Origin of the sequence: Herbaspirillum sp. GW103 (assembly GCF_000261365.1) — a bacterium.
GTDB lineage: Bacteria > Pseudomonadota > Gammaproteobacteria > Burkholderiales > Burkholderiaceae_D > Herbaspirillum.
This window is the reverse complement of sequence record NZ_AJVC01000003.1, coordinates 1,366,580-1,383,267: the sequence shown is the minus strand read 5'-3', so window position 1 is coordinate 1,383,267 and position 16,688 is coordinate 1,366,580. Positions and strand designations below refer to the sequence as shown.

General features: G+C 64.5%; 18 protein-coding genes. 8 read left to right on the top strand and 10 right to left on the bottom strand.

Translation table 11 applies throughout. The features are described from left to right. The first annotated feature begins 82 nt into the window (after positions 1–82). From GWL_RS09700 to GWL_RS09685, 4 genes are all read left to right on the top strand, one after another. Positions 83–1,243: an acyl-CoA dehydrogenase family protein gene (locus GWL_RS09700; protein WP_008329358.1), complete on the top strand. Its 1,161-nt coding sequence runs from the start codon at positions 83–85 to the stop codon at positions 1,241–1,243. A gap of 18 nt (positions 1,244–1,261) precedes the next feature. Further along, on the top strand, positions 1,262–2,044 hold the full coding sequence (locus GWL_RS09695) for an enoyl-CoA hydratase (RefSeq protein WP_008329356.1): 783 nt from the start codon (positions 1,262–1,264) through the stop codon (positions 2,042–2,044). Between the two features lie 158 nt (positions 2,045–2,202). Then, positions 2,203–2,616: a GNAT family N-acetyltransferase gene (locus GWL_RS09690; RefSeq protein ID WP_008329354.1), complete on the top strand. Its 414-nt coding sequence runs from the start codon at positions 2,203–2,205 to the stop codon at positions 2,614–2,616. Between the two features lie 28 nt (positions 2,617–2,644). Next, entirely contained in the window at positions 2,645–3,127 is a 483-nt protein-coding gene (locus GWL_RS09685) for a GNAT family N-acetyltransferase (protein ID WP_008329352.1), read from the top strand. Positions 3,128–3,140: 13 nt separating this feature from the next. On the opposite strand, the gene GWL_RS09680 is transcribed toward GWL_RS09685, so the two are convergent. From GWL_RS09680 to zigA, 3 genes are all read right to left on the bottom strand, one after another. After that, a complete protein-coding gene (locus GWL_RS09680) occupies positions 3,141–4,109 on the bottom strand; it encodes a succinylglutamate desuccinylase/aspartoacylase family protein (protein WP_008329350.1) in 969 nt (322 codons plus the stop codon). Positions 4,110–4,186: 77 nt separating this feature from the next. Continuing rightward, positions 4,187–5,122 carry a GTP cyclohydrolase FolE2 gene (gene folE2, locus GWL_RS09675; RefSeq protein ID WP_008329349.1) on the bottom strand — a complete coding sequence of 312 codons (936 nt, stop codon included), beginning with the start codon at positions 5,120–5,122 and terminating at the stop codon, positions 4,187–4,189. Next, a complete protein-coding gene (zigA, locus tag GWL_RS09670) occupies positions 5,119–6,333 on the bottom strand; it encodes a zinc metallochaperone GTPase ZigA (protein WP_008329348.1) in 1,215 nt (404 codons plus the stop codon). Before zigA ends, folE2 begins: the two co-directional genes overlap by 4 nt. A gap of 236 nt (positions 6,334–6,569) precedes the next feature. Here zigA and GWL_RS09665 point away from each other — a divergent pair, with 236 nt between their 5' ends. Further along, complete coding sequence (locus GWL_RS09665; protein WP_008329347.1) at positions 6,570–6,794, top strand: hypothetical protein; 225 nt, start codon at positions 6,570–6,572, stop codon at positions 6,792–6,794. Positions 6,795–6,956: 162 nt separating this feature from the next. Further along, positions 6,957–8,390 (top strand): PepSY domain-containing protein, encoded by a 1,434-nt coding sequence (locus GWL_RS09660; protein ID WP_008329346.1) that lies wholly within the window; start codon positions 6,957–6,959, stop codon positions 8,388–8,390. On the opposite strand, the gene GWL_RS09655 is transcribed toward GWL_RS09660, so the two are convergent. From GWL_RS09655 to GWL_RS09635, 5 genes are all read right to left on the bottom strand, one after another. Then, positions 8,391–9,224, bottom strand: coding sequence for a metallophosphoesterase (locus GWL_RS09655; RefSeq protein WP_008329345.1), 834 nt, complete (start codon positions 9,222–9,224; stop codon positions 8,391–8,393). Continuing rightward, positions 9,224–10,252: a diacylglycerol kinase family protein gene (locus tag GWL_RS09650; RefSeq protein WP_034350396.1), complete on the bottom strand. Its 1,029-nt coding sequence runs from the start codon at positions 10,250–10,252 to the stop codon at positions 9,224–9,226. The genes GWL_RS09655 and GWL_RS09650 overlap by 1 nt, the downstream gene beginning before the upstream one ends. 23 nt (positions 10,253–10,275) lie before the next feature. After that, positions 10,276–11,046: a phosphatase PAP2 family protein gene (locus GWL_RS09645; RefSeq protein ID WP_008329337.1), complete on the bottom strand. Its 771-nt coding sequence runs from the start codon at positions 11,044–11,046 to the stop codon at positions 10,276–10,278. Between the two features lie 61 nt (positions 11,047–11,107). After that, the gene (gene fnr / locus GWL_RS09640) at positions 11,108–11,875 is read right to left on the bottom strand and encodes a fumarate/nitrate reduction transcriptional regulator Fnr (RefSeq protein ID WP_008329332.1); all 768 of its coding nucleotides are present in this window, start codon (positions 11,873–11,875) and stop codon (positions 11,108–11,110) included. 218 nt (positions 11,876–12,093) lie between these two features. After that, a complete protein-coding gene (locus GWL_RS09635; RefSeq protein WP_008329331.1) occupies positions 12,094–12,624 on the bottom strand; it encodes an isochorismatase family protein in 531 nt (176 codons plus the stop codon). A 108-nt stretch (positions 12,625–12,732) separates the two neighbouring features. Between GWL_RS09635 and GWL_RS09630 the strand changes: the two genes are divergently transcribed. Then, complete coding sequence (locus GWL_RS09630; RefSeq protein WP_008329330.1) at positions 12,733–13,971, top strand: MFS transporter; 1,239 nt, start codon at positions 12,733–12,735, stop codon at positions 13,969–13,971. Positions 13,972–14,010: 39 nt separating this feature from the next. Next, entirely contained in the window at positions 14,011–14,997 is a 987-nt protein-coding gene (locus tag GWL_RS09625) for a GlxA family transcriptional regulator (protein ID WP_085943561.1), read from the top strand. A 49-nt stretch (positions 14,998–15,046) separates the two neighbouring features. Here the strand turns inward: GWL_RS09625 and GWL_RS09620 are convergent, their stop codons facing one another. Further along, positions 15,047–15,346, bottom strand: a complete 300-nt coding sequence (locus GWL_RS09620; protein WP_008329328.1) for a helix-turn-helix transcriptional regulator — start codon at positions 15,344–15,346, stop codon at positions 15,047–15,049. Positions 15,347–15,498: 152 nt separating this feature from the next. Further along, entirely contained in the window at positions 15,499–16,449 is a 951-nt protein-coding gene (locus GWL_RS09615) for a LysR family transcriptional regulator (RefSeq protein ID WP_008329326.1), read from the bottom strand. Between the last annotated feature and the right edge of the window lie 239 nt (positions 16,450–16,688).

Here is a 16,688-nt window from a genome sequence, read left to right as displayed (position 1 = left end):
TCCATTAAGCTAAGGCCCGAGGCGGCATGCCACCCTGCGCACGCCCGCACGGCCTGGATAAAACAATGAACAGGAGACAAGCATGGATTTTGAACTCAACGAGGACCAGCTGGCCTTCCAGCAAAGTGCGCGCGACTTCGCTGCCCGTGCGATGGCACCTTTTGCGGCCAAGTGGGACGAAGAAGCACATTTCCCGCTGGACGTGATCGCCAAGGCGGGCGAGCTGGGCTTCTGCGGACTCTATACGCCCGAAGAAGTCGGCGGCCTGGGCCTCTCGCGCCTGGATGCCACCATCGTCTTCGAGGAACTGGCGCGCGCCTGTACCTCGACGGCGGCCTATCTCACCATCCACAACATGGTCAGCTGGATGGTAGCGACCTGGGGCCATGCGGAACTGAAGGAGGAGTGGTGCGAGCAGCTGGCAGCCGGCCAGAAGATCGGCTCCTATTGCCTCACCGAGCCCGGTTCCGGGTCGGACGCGGCCTCGCTCAAGACCACGGCACGCCGGGTCGACGACTTTTATCTCATCAACGGTTCCAAGGCCTTCATCTCGGGCGCCGGCAGCACCGACCTGCTGGTGGTGATGGCCCGCACTGGCGGCCCCGGTGCGCGCGGCGTCTCGGCCATCGCAGTGCCGGGTGACACCCCCGGCATCAGCTACGGCAAGAAGGAAAGCAAGATGGGCTGGAACAGCCAGCCCACCCGCACCATCAGCTTTGACAACGTCAAGGTGCCGGTGAGCCACCTGCTGGGCGAGGAAGGCGAGGGTTTCGTCTTCGCCATGAAGGGGCTCGATGGCGGGCGCATCAACATTGCCACCTGCTCGGTCGGTGCAGCCCAGGCGGCGCTGGACGCGGCCCACGCCTACATGAAGGAGCGCAAGCAGTTCGGCCGTCCGATTGCCGACTTCCAGGCGCTGCAATTCAAGCTGGCCGACATGCAGACCGAGCTGGTGGCCGCGCGCCAGATGGTGCGGCTGGCGGCCACCAAGCTCGATGCCGGCTCGCCCGAGGCGACCACCTATTGCGCCATGGCCAAGCGGCTGGCGACCGATCTGGGCTTCCGCGTCTGCAATGAGGCGCTGCAACTGCACGGCGGCTATGGCTATATCCGCGAATATCCGCTGGAACGCTATTTCCGCGACGTACGGGTGCACCAGATTCTGGAAGGCACCAATGAAATCATGCGCGTGATCATCTCGCGCAACCTGCTCGGCCGCGACACGCTGGACGACATCCGCTGAACCATCCCGAGGAAACGCATGAGCACCTACACCAATCTGAAGCTGGAAAAATGCGGCCACACCGCCGTGTTGACCCTGTCCAATCCGCCCGCCAATACCTGGACCCGCGAGGCCCTGGCCGATCTCACCCGGCTGGTCAAGGACCTCAACGCCGACCGCGAGATCTACACCCTGGTCGTGACCGGTGAGGGCGAGAAGTTCTTTTCCGCCGGCGCCGACCTCAAGCTCTTCGCCGATGGCGACAAGGCCATGGCGCGCGAGATGGCGCGTCGTTTCGGGGAAGCCTTCGAGACCTTGTCGGGCTTCCGGGGCGTCTCGATTGCGGCCATCAATGGCTACGCCATGGGCGGTGGCCTGGAGTGCGCCCTGGCCTGCGACATCCGCATCGCCGAAGAGCAGGCTCAGATGGCCTTGCCGGAAGCCGCCGTGGGCTTGCTGCCCTGCGCGGGCGGCACGCAGAACCTGCCCTGGCTGGTCGGTGAAGGCTGGGCCAAGCGCATGATCCTGTGCGGAGAACGCGTCAATGCCGACACCGCCCTGCGCATCGGCCTGGTGGAAGAGGTGGTGCCCAAGGGCCAGGCGCGCGAACGTGCGCTGGCGCTGGCCTTGCAGGCCGAGAAGCAGAGTCCGTCGTCGGTGGCGGCCAGCAAGCAGTTGATCCAGGGCGCGCGTCACAATCCGCTGGGCACCCTCCTGCAGACCGAGCGCGAACTCTTCGTTGATCTCTTCGATACGCAGGATCAGAAGGAGGGCGTCAATGCCTTCCTCGAAAAGCGCGCACCGAGCTGGAAAAACGCCTGAACAGTTCGGCACATGGCCTGACGTTTTCTGCACCATGACCCCAGCATTGGCCGCTGGTCTTCGCAAAGCTCATCTGACGCCGCAGCGCTGCATGCTCTGCGGCGTTTTATGTTTTTGTGTTAACGTGACTGGCTTCGTCGTCACGTCCGCCTGCGCCCATGCCCATCGTCTACCGTACCGACCTTCGCCTGACCGCCGATCAATTCATCGACATTCTTTCCCGCACCTCGCTGGGCCCGCGCCGTCCGTTGGAGGACCGCGACTGCATGCAGGCCATGGTGACCCATGCCAGCCTGATGGCCACCGCCTGGGATGGTGATCTGCTGGTCGGTGTGGCGCGCTGCGTGACCGATTTCGTCTATGCCTGCTACATGTCGGAACTGGCCGTGGATGAGCAATACCAGCGCCAGGGCATCGGCAAGGAACTCATCCGCGCCGCCCGCAGCCGCCTAGGGCCGCGCTGCCGCCTGCGCCTGCTGGCCGCCCCCGATGCGAGCGACTACTACGGTCATATCGGCTTCGCCCACAGCCCCCGCTGCTGGGAGCTGACGCCGGGAAGTGAACTTAAATAACGCTATAAATCATTTATAAAGATTAACCATGATCGAGATTCAAGCTTATCGTCCGGAACACGCACAGGGCGTGGTCGATGTCATCCTGCCGATCCAGCAGGAAGAGTTCGGCATTCCCATCACCCTGGAGGGGCAGCCCGACCTGAAGGATATTGCCGGTTTTTACCAGAAGGGCCATGGCAATTTCTGGGTCGCGCTCGATGGTGGCAAGGTGGTGGGCACCATCTCCCTGCTCGATATCGGCAACGCCCAGGTGGCACTGCGCAAGATGTTCGTGGCGGCCAGCCATCGCGGCAAGGAGCATGGTACGGCCGCGCGCCTGCTGGACGGAGCCATCGCCTGGGCGCGCGCGCAGGGCCTGCGTCAGATTTTCCTGGGCACCACCGACAAGTTCCTGGCGGCGCATCGCTTCTACGAGAAAAACGGTTTCCGGCTCATCGAGAAGAGCACGCTGCCGCCTGCCTTCCCGGTGATGGTGGTCGATTCCCGCTTCTACGCACTGGACTGCTGAAGCGCTTGCGACTTCACAGCCGGCGCTGGCTGTCGACCCCGAAGTAGAACCATTCATTGCCCGGCAGGGCGCGCGGGTTGGGGAAGACGATGTAGCCGTCGCCCGGCGCCAGCACCGCCTGGCCGCTGTGCCGGTGGCCGATCAACTGGCCCTGGTGTACGCGGTCAAAGCTGGACCATTCCCGGGTGAAGCGGTCCTCGGCATGTTCCATGTCGATCACGTCCACCAGGCGGATCAGCTGGATGTCGGCCAGCGGCGGTTGCAGGGGCACATCGATCATGCCGTGCAGGGCCAGTGTCTGGAGGATGGCGTGATAGGCGACTTGCGGCGCTTGCGGATCATCGTGCTGACCACATTCCAGGGTCACGCCGTATAAACCCTTGCTGCGCGCGTATTCGGTGGTGCCCACGCCATACTGGCGGTCCAGCAGGTCGGGAGAAACCGCATGGCCTTGCTGGCGGCGGCGCTCCACCCCGCGCACATAGGCCCCCATCCATCCTTCCACCACGCGCTGGCAGCCCAGGTGCGCCACCATGCGCGCTTCGGCGGCCCCATGCGCAAAGGGTTCGACCTCGCCGCCATTGTCTTCCGGGCCGAGCATCGCAAAGGGCATGCCGCCGGTATGGAAGGAATGCAGGTCGAGCAGGATCTCGTGTTCATCGATCCACGGACAGAGCACGTTGCAGAGCTGGTCCTCGAAGTTGGCGGGGGCCGGGTGCGGGCGCAGGTTACGGTTCAGGTTACGGTCGCCCTGGCGTTGCTGCTTTTGGTAGGCCAGCGGATTGGTCACCGGCACCAGCGTCAGCAGGCCGCGCTGCAGGCGCAGTTGCCCGCTGTCGAGTTCGTGCTGCAGGCGGGCGATGGCCTGGGTACCGCAGGTTTCATTGCCGTGCACGGCACCGAGGACCAGCATGCGCGGGCCGGGGGCGAAGGCCGCATATTGCAGCCTGCGCAGGGAAGAGGGAAGGGAATCGGACGTCATCGGGTGGCACACAGAGGAAGCGGAAAGGGCAACGATACCCCGGTTCGGGCGGCGCTGCCAGTCGCAGCGGCCCGGCATCAGCGCAGCGGCTCCTGCCAGCCAGGCGTGGCAGCGGTCGCCACGGCATCGTGCGCATGCAGGCTCTCAAAGTGCGACACGCGTACCGAGCACGCGGCAAAGCGCGCTTCCAGCGCCTGTTGCAGGCGGCGTGCCGCATCTTCCACGTACATCAGATTGGCGCCGTTGGCCAGAGCGAAGGCTTGTTCGTCAGCGCGTCGCACTGCGGTCTGCACGGCCGTGCCCAGTGCTGCTTCGGCGGTATCGATCAATGCCACCAGCGGGAACTGCGCGGCATCGCCGCCGACCGCAATGCTCAGCTCGGCCTGACTGCGCTGGCTGTGTGGCGTGGCCACACTCGCATGGCGCGCGAGCCAGCCCAGCGCGACCTCGCGACCGATGACCTCCTGCTGCGCGAAGTCAGCGGCAAAGGCATCCTGCAAGGCCTGTCGCGATAGCGCTGCCGAGCAGGGGCAAGTGGAAGAATAGGCGACGCTCACCTTCAGACGGATATCGAGCGTGTCATCGCGCAATTGCGCTGACAGGCTGACCGGATAGCTCTTCCAGCCCGTCAGATCCGGCGTGACCAGCGCGGCCCGCTGCTGCAGCAAGGCGAAGTCCAGTCGCAGCAACGCGGCACGTGACCGGCAATCGGTGTGGCTCTCCCGCATCTGCCGCAGCAGCGCATGCACGGCGGCGGGCGTCAGACCTGATCGTTGCGCGAAGGCATCCAGCAGCAGGTACAGTCGCGACATGTGGATGCCCTTGGCCTGCGGATCGGGCAGGTCCACCGCGACCTCGGCGCTGGCGGGCAAGCGGGTGCCGTCTTCCAGCCGCAACGGCAGGGCGATGCCGCACATGCCTACCCAATGCAGGGGCAGGGCGATGCTGGCGGGTTCATCACGGGCGACGTCGGGCAGGGGACTACGTTGATGGAGCAGGGCCACGCCGATCACTCCCAGGCGGGGAAGGGATCGCTCATGCGCGCCCAGCCCATCGGCCCTTGCGCCATCTCGGCATCGGTGAGCAGGCAGGCTTCGAGCTTGGTGGTCAATGCCGCCTGATCCATGTCCATGCCGATCAAGACCAACTCCTGGCGCGCATCGCCGACATTGTCATCCCACTGTTCCAGGATGAAATCGATGGATTCCTGATCCTGCGGCCACTTCTCGCGCGGTACGGCGGCCCACCATTTGCCGGCCAGTCCGTGACGGCAGACGGCACCGGCCTGCGACCACGAACCCGCATGGGCCGGGCGTGTGGCGAGCCAGAAGAATCCCTTGGAGCGCACCACGCCGGGCCATTCGCTATTGATCAGATCGAAGAAGCGCTGCGCATTCATGGGTCGGCGTGCGCGCCAGGCGAAGCTGGTGATGCCGTACTGCTCGCTCTCCGGGATGTGCTCGCCGCGCAGTTCCTGTAGCCATCCGGGGGCCTGGCCGGCTTGTTCGAAATCGAACAGGCCGGTGTTCAACACCTGGTCCAGCGCGACCTTGCCGAACTGCGCGGTGACGATGCGCGCACGCGGATTGAGCTTGTGCAAGATGGCGTGCAGCCGCTCCAGGTCCAGCGGCGAGACCAGATCCAGCTTGTTGAGCACGATCACGTCGCAGAATTCGATCTGCTCGATGAGCAGGTCGACCACGGTGCGGCTGTCTTCCTCGCCCATTGATTCACCACGCTCCTGCAGGCTGTCCTGAGAGCTGTAGTCCTTGAGGAAATTGAAGGCATCGACCACCGTGACCATGGTGTCCAGCCGCGCCACATCGGACAGGCTGGCACCCTCGTCATCGGTGAACGTGAAGGTCTCGGCCACCGGCAAGGGTTCGGAGATGCCGGTCGACTCGATCACCAGCTGATCGAAACGGCGTTCGCGCGCCAGCTTGCGCACTTCCATCAAGAGATCTTCGCGCAGGGTGCAGCAGATGCAGCCATTGCTCATCTCCACCAGCTTTTCTTCCGTACGCGAGAGATCGGCGCCGCCATCGCGCACCAGGGCCGCATCGATGTTGACTTCCGACATGTCATTGACGATCACCGCCACGCGGCGGCCTTCACGGTTGTGCAGGATGTGGTTGAGCAGAGTGGTCTTGCCGGCACCGAGGAAGCCGGAAAGCACCGTCACGGGAAGCCGGCGGTCGCCGGGCTGGCGTTGGGGGGAGGTCATGGGAGTGTGAAATCAGGGCAAGGGTGGACGGGGAAAGTCGCCGTCTGCGAATGGGCTAAAACGGCGTGAATGCAACTGAGTTGCGAATATCTCACAAATGCAACAATGTTGCAAATAGGGGCGGCATGCTGCATTGCGTAGTCGTCTCCCCGGCAGGGGATGGCGGCGTGCCGGCTGCCGGTAGGAAAACCGCGCTTGTGCTAGCATTGCGCCTCGCAACAAGGAGGTTTCATCACATGTCCCAGATCTTCCCGTACAGGGGAAACGCCGTCATCCCGGAGATCAAGAAGCTCGACAACGGCAAATTCATGGCTTGCTTCGTGATTCACGAAGGCAAGGATGGCAGTGGCAAGCTGCGTTACCAGCGCAAGGCGCCCACCAATGAATTCGATACCGAAGACGAGGCGATCGCCTACATCCTCGATTTTTCGGGCGACTGGATCGACGAAAATCCCATGTGATCCCCACCGGACGCCGTCTTCACGGCGCTGCAGGGCACAGGCAAGAAGAGCCGCACGGATCCCTCCGTCGGCTCTTTTGCATTGGCGCTGCGACAAATTGTCACATTCGCAGGGGCCACCGCAGGGCCTACAATCGCGACCCTGTTCTCCTGATCCATGTCGATGGCACCCGCCATCCTCCCCGCCATGACCACCACCTCCCCGCCCGCCACCGCTGCCAGCCCGACCGCCCGTACGGCCACTGCGACACCCTCGGCCCTGCATGCGGTGCTGTTGCGCCTGCACTTCTACATCGGTCTGTTCGTCGGTCCCTTCGTGCTGGTGGCGGCGCTGACCGGCACGCTCTACGTACTGACCCCGCAGATCGAATCGCATCTCTATGCCACCCAGCTCTACAACCAGAGCTCGGGCCAGGCCAGGCCGCTGGCCGAGCAGGTGGCCGCCGCGCAGGCATTCCTGGGGCCGCAGGCGCGGCTGTTCGCGGTGCGACCGGCCAGGGCCGCCGGATGGAATACCCGTGTGATGTTCAGCCAGCCCGGTCTGGGCGATTCGGAGAGCCGGGCCATCTTCGTCGATCCGGTGAGCCTGCAGGTCAAGGGCGATCTGATTGTCTATGGCACCAGTGGCGTGCTGCCGCTGCGGACCACGCTGGATTACCTGCACCGCAACCTGATGCTGGGCGAGCTGGGCCGCAACTACAGCGAACTGGCCGCTTCCTGGCTGTGGCTGGCTGCGCTGGGCGGAGTGTGGTTGTGGTGGCGCGGTCGGCGGCGGCGTACCGGCGCCCCAGCGCGCGTAGCGCGACCGCTGAACGTGCGCCGCATCCATACGCTGGTGGGCTTGTGGATCGTGCTCGGACTGGTGTTTTTCTCGGCCACCGGACTGACTTGGTCACGCTGGGCCGGTGAGCGCGTGGGCCAGATGCGTACCCAACTGGGCTGGATCACGCCATCGGTGTCGACGCAGTTGCAGCCTGGCGCAGCGGCCATGTCCATGGGTGAGCACGCCGATCACATGGGCGCGCATGGCATGCCGATGCCGATGCCCGAGGCCGGTGACCCGGCCCGCTTCGACATGGTGCAGCAGATTGCCCGCGCCGGCGGCATCGACGCGGCCGATATCGAGATTCGTCCGCCACGTGCGGCGCACCAGGCCTGGGTGGTGCGCGAGGTGGATCGCTCCTGGCCGACCCGGGTGGATACGGTGGCCATCGATGCGGATCGCATGGCCATCACCAGCCGGGCCGATTTTGCGGATTTCCCGTTGATCGCCAAGCTGATCCGCTGGGGGGTGGATGCGCACATGGGCGTACTGTTCGGCGTCGCGAACCAGATCCTGATGGCGCTCTTCGGGGTGGCCCTGACCGGCTTGATCGTGTTGGGCTACATGATGTGGTGGCGTCGCCGCCCGGCCGCAGGCGCCAGCCTGGCGCCCTTGATCCAGGCCGTGATGCGGCTGGCGCCGGTGCAGCGTGCAACGCTGGCGGTGCTGGCGCTGTTGCTGGGATGGAGCCTGCCACTGATGGGCGCAAGCTTGTTGCTGTTCCTGCTGGTGGATGTGATCCGTTATACCCGCGCTGGCCGCGCTACGGTCTGATCATTCACAGCGCTGGCCGTCGGCGCTCTGCTCGAACCACTCACTGCCGCGTTGCACGAAGGTCTGCGACGCGGCCAGCGCAAAACTCTTCACTTCGGGCTGCCAGCCCAGTCGATGCACCACAATCTGGTGTGCCTCCACCTGCAGCACGTTGAAGGAATTGCTCTCGCCGCGGCCACGGGTGGAGGTGGCCGTGCCCGCCTGCACCACCAGGGCCGAATAACCGGGGATGTGATAACGCCCGGCGCTGCTGACGGCCGAACTGGTATGCACGTGACCGGCCAGCAGCAGATCGGCCCCGCACAGCGCGAAGGCGCGCATGGCCGGTACCGCCTGGCCGACCAGGCCATGATGCTGCGGGCCCGGCGGCAGGTCGAAGGGGTGGTGGGTGACGATGATCTTGACCAGGTGATCGCCCACCGCGGCCAGCTCGCGCCGCGCCAGTTCGATCTGGCGATCATTGACGCGGCCATCCTGGATGGTCAGTGAGCGGGCGGTGTTGATGCCGACCACGGCGATTTCATCATCGACATAGCGCGGCTGCAGATCGGCGGTGATGTGGCGCTTGTACTTGCGCAGCGGCTGCATCAGGCGTGCGGCCACGTTGAAGAGCGGCACGTCATGATTGCCCGGCACCACCAGCCGGGGGAGCGGCAGGGCATCCAGAAACTGCCTGGCCTGCTTGAACTGGCTGCTGCGCGCGCGCTGGGTCAGGTCGCCGGAGACCACCACCAGGTCTGGCTGCAACTCATGCACCTGGGCAATCAGGGGTTCGATGATCTCGGGATCGGTGCGTCCGAAATGCAGGTCCGACAGATGGATGAGGGTGCGCATCAGTTCTCCCCCAGCAATTTGTCGAGCAGTCCGGGTGGGCTGTCGTTGCCGGTTTCCGGCACCGCGGCCTGCGGCACGATCACCGTCAGCGAGGCTGGACGGATGCGGTAGTGCAGCGGGGTCTGCATCAGATTGACTTCGCCATCGGTGGCCACGCGCATGCGCTTTTTATGGGTCTCGATGTGGATCTCGCTGCAGGTCAGCACGTCGAAGTCCTGCGCTTGCTGCAGGCGACCGAACAGCGCATGCAGGGCCAAGCGCAGCAGGCCCCAGCGTCCGGTGCGGTGGCAGACGTAGAGACTCAGTTGGCCCTTGGTGAGGGTGGAGCGCTTGCCGATGTCCAGGCCGCTCATCAGGTATTCGTTGTTGCCGATGAAGACGAAGGGCGTGCGCCGCCAATGTTCCTTGCCATCGATGGACAGCCGCACCCGCAGGAAGGGGTAGCGCCGCAGCGCCCCCATGGCGGCCCAGGTGAAGGCCAGCCATTTTCCCCGGCCCAGGCGCGCCTGCTGCTTCTCGCGTTCGCGCACGATGTCGGGATAGAGACCCAGGCTGGAATTGTTGATGAAGGGCGCGCCATTGACCTCGCCGCTGTCGACCTTGAGCCTGCGCCCGGTGGCGATGTTGGCGATGGCCTCGTCCAGCGTCAGCGGGATGTTGAGGTCCTTGGCGAAGTGATTCAGCGTACCCAGCGGCAACACGCCCAGCGCACTCTGGCAGTGCGGATCAGCCAGCAGGATCGAGGCCACCGCATTGACGCTGCCATCGCCACCGCCCACGGCGACTACGGCGATCTTGTCGCGCACGGCAGTGCGCGCAGTCTGGAGCATGTCTTCGCCGCTGCGTGCCAGATGCACCACGGCGTGCAGGCCATGACGTGCAAATGCCTCGGTGATATGGGCCGCCAGTTCTTCGGCGTGGCCGCCCCCGGCGCGCGCGTTGATGGCGGCTACCACGTCAGGGCGGCTTGCCGGGTCGGGATGGCCATGGTGGGTGGGCAATGCCTGGGTCGTGTCTTGTTCTGTCATCCGCGGGGAGTGGGAAGGTGGTTTCAGAGCCCGTTGGAGCGCGGCTGCGCGCAATAGTGCCGCTGCCATGTGAACACCACGGTCGTCCACAGCGCGAACCAGGCTGTACCCAGCAGCATCGCACCCAGCACGTCGCTCAGGAAATGCGCGCCCAGGTAGACCCGGCTGAAGGCGGTCAGCGCCACCAGCAGCAGGGCTGCGCCGAGGACGGCGGCCTGCACGCCGCGCTCGCCGGTCTTCAGGCGTGCGCCGATGGCCGCCGTCACGCCCGGCTGGTTGAGCAGGTAGGCGGCCAGCATGGCGTAGAGCAGGGTGGCACCGATGGTGTGTCCACTGGGAAAACTGTAGCTGTGCAACACCAGGATGGGGTCCTCAAAGCTGGGACGCAGGCGCGCGAAGATGTGCTTGAGCGTGAAATTGCACAGCATGCCGCCGGGCAGCACCAGCAGCAGGTCGGTGACCCAGGCCCAGCGCTGTTTGCGGACCATGTGCCAGAGCAGAAGTCCACCCATGAGCAGCACGCCGATGGTGCCGTGCAGATGCGTATAGCCGAGCACCAGTTCGGTCAAGGGGGAGAAGGCATGCTGGTTGAACCAGTCTGCCAGTTGCTGATCCAGGCGCGTAAGTTCTCCCTTGCTGCTGACCTCATAGGCGATCAGCGCAAACAGCATGGCCGTGGCCAGCACGGCCATCAGGCCCGTGGTGAGCGGCAGTCCGAGGTGGTGGTCACGCGCCATGCGGGCGCGCAGGAAACGCTGGAGGGAAGGAGCGGAAGAAGAGTGTCGTTCTGTCATCCGGCCATTCTAACCTCAGCCCCCCGTGCCCCGGCAAGGGGCCGGGGTGGGGCCGGTCAGATCAGGCGCAGGGATCGTTGCCCAGCGCGATGGCGCGCAGGGCCGCCAGGTCGCACAGCTCGACATCGCGGTGGTTGACCTCGATCACGCCGGTCTTCTTGAAGTTGGTCAAGAGCCGGCTCACGCTCTCCACGGCCAGGCCCAGGTAGTTGCCGATTTCCTCGCGGGTCATGCGCAACTGGAAGCGGGTCGAGGAATAGCCCCGGCTGGCATAGCGGGACGACAGATTGAGCATGAAGGCGGCCATCTTCTGCTGGGCGGTCATGCTGCCCAGGGTCAGCATGACGCGTTGCTCGCGCGAAATCTCCAGGCTCATCATGCGGTGAAACTGACGCAGCAGGGTGGGCATGTCGCGGAACAATTCTTCCAGGCGCGTAAAGGGGATTTCGCAGACTTCGCTGTCTTCCAGTGCCACGGCTTCGCACAGGTGGTGGCCTGCGCCGATGGCATCCATGCCCAGCAGTTCGCCGGCCATCTGGAAGCCGGTAATCTGCTGGCCGCCATTGGTATTGCCCTGGAAGGTCTTGAAATGCCCCAGGCGAATGGCATAGAGCATGTCGAACTTGTCATTGAGGCGGTACAGGCTCTCATCGCGCTTGACCTTGCGGCGGCGGTTGATGACCTGCTCCAGTCGCTGCATGTCGCCCTGGTCCAGTCCCATCGGCAGGCACAACTGGTGCATGCTGCAGGCCGAGCAACTGGCGCGCAGCGCGTGCAGGGTGAGCGGAGGCGGCGACTGGATGGGCGTGTGGGCAGGTAGGCTGGACATAAGCGTTGGATTTTCCTCTATGTTGTGGCGGCGTCGGCTGGCCAGGGTTTGGCGTGATGATATGTGATTGCGCCACATTGTCATGCAGCTGCGCAGCTATTTTTTCCCTACTTTTACCACAGTTCTTGCCTGCAAAACGCATCTGCGGGGCGAGCAACCGAAACTTTCATCGTTTCCGTCATTGACTTGTTTTTTGGTTACGCCTGTCATCGATTGCTTCACTTCACCATTGTCAGCACGGCGCGAAACTGCGGATGTTCGCTTTCGCGCAGCCATTCATAGGCCACCATTTCCAGTGTCACCGGGGTGGCACCGGCCGCGCGCAGGCGGTCGAAGGCGGCATCACGGTCCTGTGCACGGCGTGACGCGCAGGCGTCCAGCAGAGGCAGGACGCGGTAGCCCTGTTGCAGCAGTGACAGCGCAGTCTGCAGCACGCAGATGTGGGCTTCGCAGCCGGCCACGATGATCTCCCGTACCACCGGGGGAATGATCGGCAGCAAGCCGTCCGCGCAGGCGTCGAAATGCTGCTTGGACAGGGTCTGGTCGCACAGGCGGGCGATCTCCGGATGGTTGGGGCCCAGCTTCGCGGGCATCTGTTCGGTGGCCAGTACCGGTACCCCCAGCAGCCGGGCGATACTGGCCATGCGCACCAGCTGCGCCAGCATGGCCCGGCCTTCGTGGAGGGCAGGCAAAAGTCTTTCCTGGGGGTCGATCACCAGCAGGGCCGATTGATGGGCATGGATCAGCATGGAAGTCCTGTCATGTGGGGTTGGCAGAAATTGACGGTCTTGTGTCATTGACGCCAAACGGGTGGGAATCCGACAATTTTTCCATCATTGACCCTCCGGAGCAAATCCATGCTTTCCTGCCTGTCTGCCGCAGCGCGCGATGGCCGCCGCAACGCCGCCGTCCTGGCCGTGTGCCAGGGCCTGTTCACCTGCGCCATCTCGATCGACCTGACCCTGACCGCGCTGACCGGCTGGCAACTGGCCCCGGACAAGGCGCTGGCGACCCTGCCGTTTGCCCTCATCACGGTGGCCGGGGCGGTGGTGACCTGGTTTGCCGCCTTCCTGATCCAGCGCCTGGGACGTCGCTGGTCCTTCGTGCTGGGGGCAGCCAGTTGCTGTATCGGCGGGCTGATTTCGGTGTGGTCGGTCTGGCATGCGCAGTTCTGGACCTTCTGCGTGGGGACGGCGCTGGTGGGGGTATTTCAGGCGTTTGCGCAGTATTACCGGCTGGCCGCCGCCGATGCGGTCGAAGAGACCGCCAAGAGTCGTGCCATTTCGACGGTACTGGCCGGCGGCGTGATCGCGGCCCTGATCGGTCCGGCCTTGGCGGCCTGGAGCAAGGACTGGTTTGCGGCAGCATTGTTTGCCGGTGCCTATCTGGTGGTGGCGGGCATGGGACTGTTGTCGGCGCTGGTGCTGCTGCTGTTCTATCGCGACCAGGCCGGGCCGGTGGCGGTGACCTCAGCGGAGGCCCTGACCCCGGCGCGGCCGCTGTCGGCCATTGTGCGTACGCCGATCTTCATGGCCTCGGTCGCCAACAACGTGGCGGGCTCGATGGTGATGATGTTCATCATGACCGCGGCACCCCTGGCGGCGGTGGCCTGCCACCATGGCATCGACGACGGCGCGGCCATCATCCAGTGGCACCTGGTGGGCATGTACGCGCCGTCCTTCTTTGCCGCACGCCTGATCCAGCGCATGGGCCTGGGCTCCGTGCTGCTGGCAGGACTGGGCATGAACCTCGGCTGCGCCCTCATCGCCATGTTCTCGACCACGCTGCCAGCCTTCTACGTGGCCTTGCTGCTGCTGGGGACAGGCTGGAATTTCATGTTCGTCGGCGGGACCACGCTGCTGGCGCAGTCCTATGCTCCCTCCGAGCGTGCCAAGACCCAGGGCCTGGCCGAGCTCATGCGCTATGCCGCCACTGCGCTGGCCACGCTGGGTGCCGGCCCCTTGCTGGCCCGCTTCGGCTGGGAGACGCTCAATACCGCCATCCTGCCGGTGCTGCTGCTGTCGGCCCTGGTCACCTTGCGCTGGATGTGGTCCCGACGTGCCGCGCAGACGGCACTCGCGGCGGGCCTGCGCTAACATCGGAGCATGAATGCCATGACCCCTGAGCTTACGCCCATGCCGTCTCCGCTCCCTGTGCGCAACGTGGTCCTGCTCGCCTATGACGGCATGAATCTGCTGGACCTTTCCGGTCCCATGCAGGCGCTGGCCACCACCAACCGCCTACAGGGGGGCGAGATCTATCGCCTGCACGTGGCCTCGGCCGGAGGGGGCGCGATCCTCACCAGCGCCGGCCTGCCGGTGCTCACGCATCCTCTGTCCTCGCTGGATGGCTTGCTGATGGCTGATGGCCTGCATACCCTCATCTCTCCCGGGGGCAGCGTGGGCGAGCGTTTTTGCATCGATACCGCCCTGGTCGCGTGGATACGCCAGGCCGCGCCGCGCGCGCAACGCGTCTGTTCAGTCTGCACCGGTGCGTTCCACCTGGCCGAGGCGGGTGTACTGGATGGCCTGCGCGTGACTACGCACTGGGCTTCGGTCCAGGAACTGCAGTATCGCTATCCGGCGTTGCAGGTCGATGGCGAGCCGATCTATATCCGTCAGGGGCGGATCTGGACCTCGGCGGGGGTGACGGCCGGCATCGACCTGACGCTGGCGCTGGTGGAACAGGATCTTGGCCATGCCGCTGCCATTGCGACGGCACGGCAACTGGTGATGTTCATCAAGCGTCCGGGCGGTCAATCGCAGTTCAGCACCTCGCTGGCCTCGCAGGCCGCCGGGGCGGCACGCTTTGCCGAGCTGCATGCCTGGATCGCCGGCAATCTGGAGGCGGATCTGCGCGTAGAGAACCTGGCGCGTCAGGCCAACATGAGTCCGCGCACTTTTGCCCGTCTGTATGTGGCCGAGACCGGCCGTACGCCGGCGCGCACGGTGGAGTTGATGCGGCTGGAGGCGGCACGCCGGGCGCTCGAGGAAACCCGCCTGCCGCTCAAGCGCATCGCCAGCCAGTCCGGCTATGGGGAGGAACAGAACCTGCGCCGGGTCTTCCTGCGCCAGCTGGGCGTGAGTCCGGGGCAGTACCGAGAGCGCTTTGCGGCAGCATGATTCCTGTGGCTGCGCACGCCCTGCCTGATCATCCAGACATGCAGCGGCATTACCAGGAACCGTGTTTGCAGGACGCAATACAGGCAGTCGCAGCAGGTTCCGCTACGTCGTGCAGGGGCTGCTCGGCAGCGTGGACATGCAGTCTGAGACCGGCGCCCAGGATCGACAGCAGCAACAGCATCCGCTCCACGCTGACGGCCCCCGGATTGCCTTCGATCTCGGCGATACGCGCCTGGCTCACGCCCACGCGCGCACCCAGTTGTGCCTGGGTCATGCCCTGCTGCTTGCGCAGGGCGCGCAGATGCTCGCGCAACTGGGTCGACAGACTGATCGGAAAATCGTTGACCATGGAGACTCCCTCAAGACAAAGATGTGGCAGGGGTGGCACTGAGGTCGGATTTCCTGAGGCGTGGCTGCCGAGGAAAATATAGGGTGAATACAATAAACCGCAATATAAGAATAGTCTTGTTTTTTGTATTTATCGGTACAACCCGATAAATTCTATTTATCGTCTTTGGCTTGTATTTCGTGCTGCGGCTTGTTGTCGGGAGACAAGGCAGTCAGTGCCGCCAGCGAATCCAGCCACCACGACAGCGCCGGACCGGCCGGATGGTCGGGCTTGTAGACACACTGGATGGGCAGTTCGGTCCCTTGGGGCGGGTGATGGATGGTACTGATGCTGACCAGCCGTCCATTGTCCAGATCGTTGCTCACCACATGCAGCGGCATGTTGCCCCAGCCCATGCCGGCCCGCAACAGGGCGTGCTTGGTACCGAGATCGCTCATGCGCCAGGTCAGCCGTGAATGTACCGAGAAATCCTGGCGCGCCGTCAGTTCGCTGCGGTCGGACAGCACCAATTGGGTTTGCTGTTGCAGCAGCTTTTCGGAAATGCGTCCCTTCACCTTGGCCAGCGGATGGTCCGGCGCGACCACCGCCACCAGCTGCACGCTGGGCAGGGTAATGCGCAGCAGGTTGGGCGGCGTGGTCGGCAGGGTCCCGAGGATGCCCAGCATCGAACGCCCATCGATGACGCGTTCTGCCACGGCGCCCAGGGCCTCCACCTCCAGTCGCACAGTCACCGCCGGGAAAGCCTGGCGAAAGCGCTGCAGCAGGTCCACCAGGCAATCGGTGGGAAAGAACACATCCACCGCCAGCGACACTTCAAGCTCCTGCCCGCGTGCGTAGGAACTGGCCCGCACCTGCAGCGAATCGACATGATCCAGCACCTGCCGCGCATCGGCCAGCAGAGCCGCCCCCGGACTGGTCAGCTGCGGCCGGTAGCCGCTGCGGTCAAACAGCAGTACCCCGAGCTGCTCTTCCAGCGTGGCGATGGCATAGCTGACGGCCGACTGCGCCCGCGACAGCTTGCGCGCCGCAGCCAGGAAACTGCCGCTGTCGGCCACCTGCACGAAAACCCGCAACTGATCCAGCGACAGACGTTCAATATTCATGGGGCTCCCGCCATGGTATGGAGTGACGAAGTGCTCACTATATCTAAAATTTAGATAATGATTATAAAAAGATAATCAGTTTTATCGGAAGCCGAAGTTGCCTATTCTGTCGTCACTGGCTGCAGCGAAGGCCGTAACGGGCGCAGCATGAAGCGAGGAGCCGGTTCGGTGATTGGCATCGGCCAACATCGGGCAATATCAGGCAACATCGGGCAACAACAAGATTGAAGGCAGTACGG

Excerpts from the sequence above, each read along its gene's own strand:
- GWL_RS09685 (WP_008329352.1), top strand. The coding sequence starts at position 2,645 with ATGATCGAGATTCAAGCTTATCGTCCGGAACACGCACAGGGCGTGGTC.
- GWL_RS09700 (WP_008329358.1), top strand. The coding sequence starts at position 83 with ATGGATTTTGAACTCAACGAGGACCAGCTGGCCTTCCAGCAAAGTGCG.
- GWL_RS09615 (WP_008329326.1), bottom strand. The coding sequence starts at position 16,449 with ATGAATATTGAACGTCTGTCGCTGGATCAGTTGCGGGTTTTCGTGCAG.
- GWL_RS09625 (WP_085943561.1), top strand. The coding sequence starts at position 14,011 with ATGCCGTCTCCGCTCCCTGTGCGCAACGTGGTCCTGCTCGCCTATGAC.
- GWL_RS09655 (WP_008329345.1), bottom strand. The coding sequence starts at position 9,224 with ATGCGCACCCTCATCCATCTGTCGGACCTGCATTTCGGACGCACCGAT.
- GWL_RS09660 (WP_008329346.1), top strand. The coding sequence starts at position 6,957 with ATGGCACCCGCCATCCTCCCCGCCATGACCACCACCTCCCCGCCCGCC.
- GWL_RS09645 (WP_008329337.1), bottom strand. The coding sequence starts at position 11,046 with ATGACAGAACGACACTCTTCTTCCGCTCCTTCCCTCCAGCGTTTCCTG.
- GWL_RS09630 (WP_008329330.1), top strand. The coding sequence starts at position 12,733 with ATGCTTTCCTGCCTGTCTGCCGCAGCGCGCGATGGCCGCCGCAACGCC.
- GWL_RS09665 (WP_008329347.1), top strand. The coding sequence starts at position 6,570 with ATGTCCCAGATCTTCCCGTACAGGGGAAACGCCGTCATCCCGGAGATC.
- zigA (WP_008329348.1), bottom strand. The coding sequence starts at position 6,333 with ATGACCTCCCCCCAACGCCAGCCCGGCGACCGCCGGCTTCCCGTGACG.
- GWL_RS09635 (WP_008329331.1), bottom strand. The coding sequence starts at position 12,624 with ATGCTGATCCATGCCCATCAATCGGCCCTGCTGGTGATCGACCCCCAG.
- GWL_RS09650 (WP_034350396.1), bottom strand. The coding sequence starts at position 10,252 with ATGACAGAACAAGACACGACCCAGGCATTGCCCACCCACCATGGCCAT.
- GWL_RS09695 (WP_008329356.1), top strand. The coding sequence starts at position 1,262 with ATGAGCACCTACACCAATCTGAAGCTGGAAAAATGCGGCCACACCGCC.
- GWL_RS09680 (WP_008329350.1), bottom strand. The coding sequence starts at position 4,109 with ATGACGTCCGATTCCCTTCCCTCTTCCCTGCGCAGGCTGCAATATGCG.
- GWL_RS09690 (WP_008329354.1), top strand. The coding sequence starts at position 2,203 with ATGCCCATCGTCTACCGTACCGACCTTCGCCTGACCGCCGATCAATTC.
- GWL_RS09620 (WP_008329328.1), bottom strand. The coding sequence starts at position 15,346 with ATGGTCAACGATTTTCCGATCAGTCTGTCGACCCAGTTGCGCGAGCAT.
- fnr (WP_008329332.1), bottom strand. The coding sequence starts at position 11,875 with ATGTCCAGCCTACCTGCCCACACGCCCATCCAGTCGCCGCCTCCGCTC.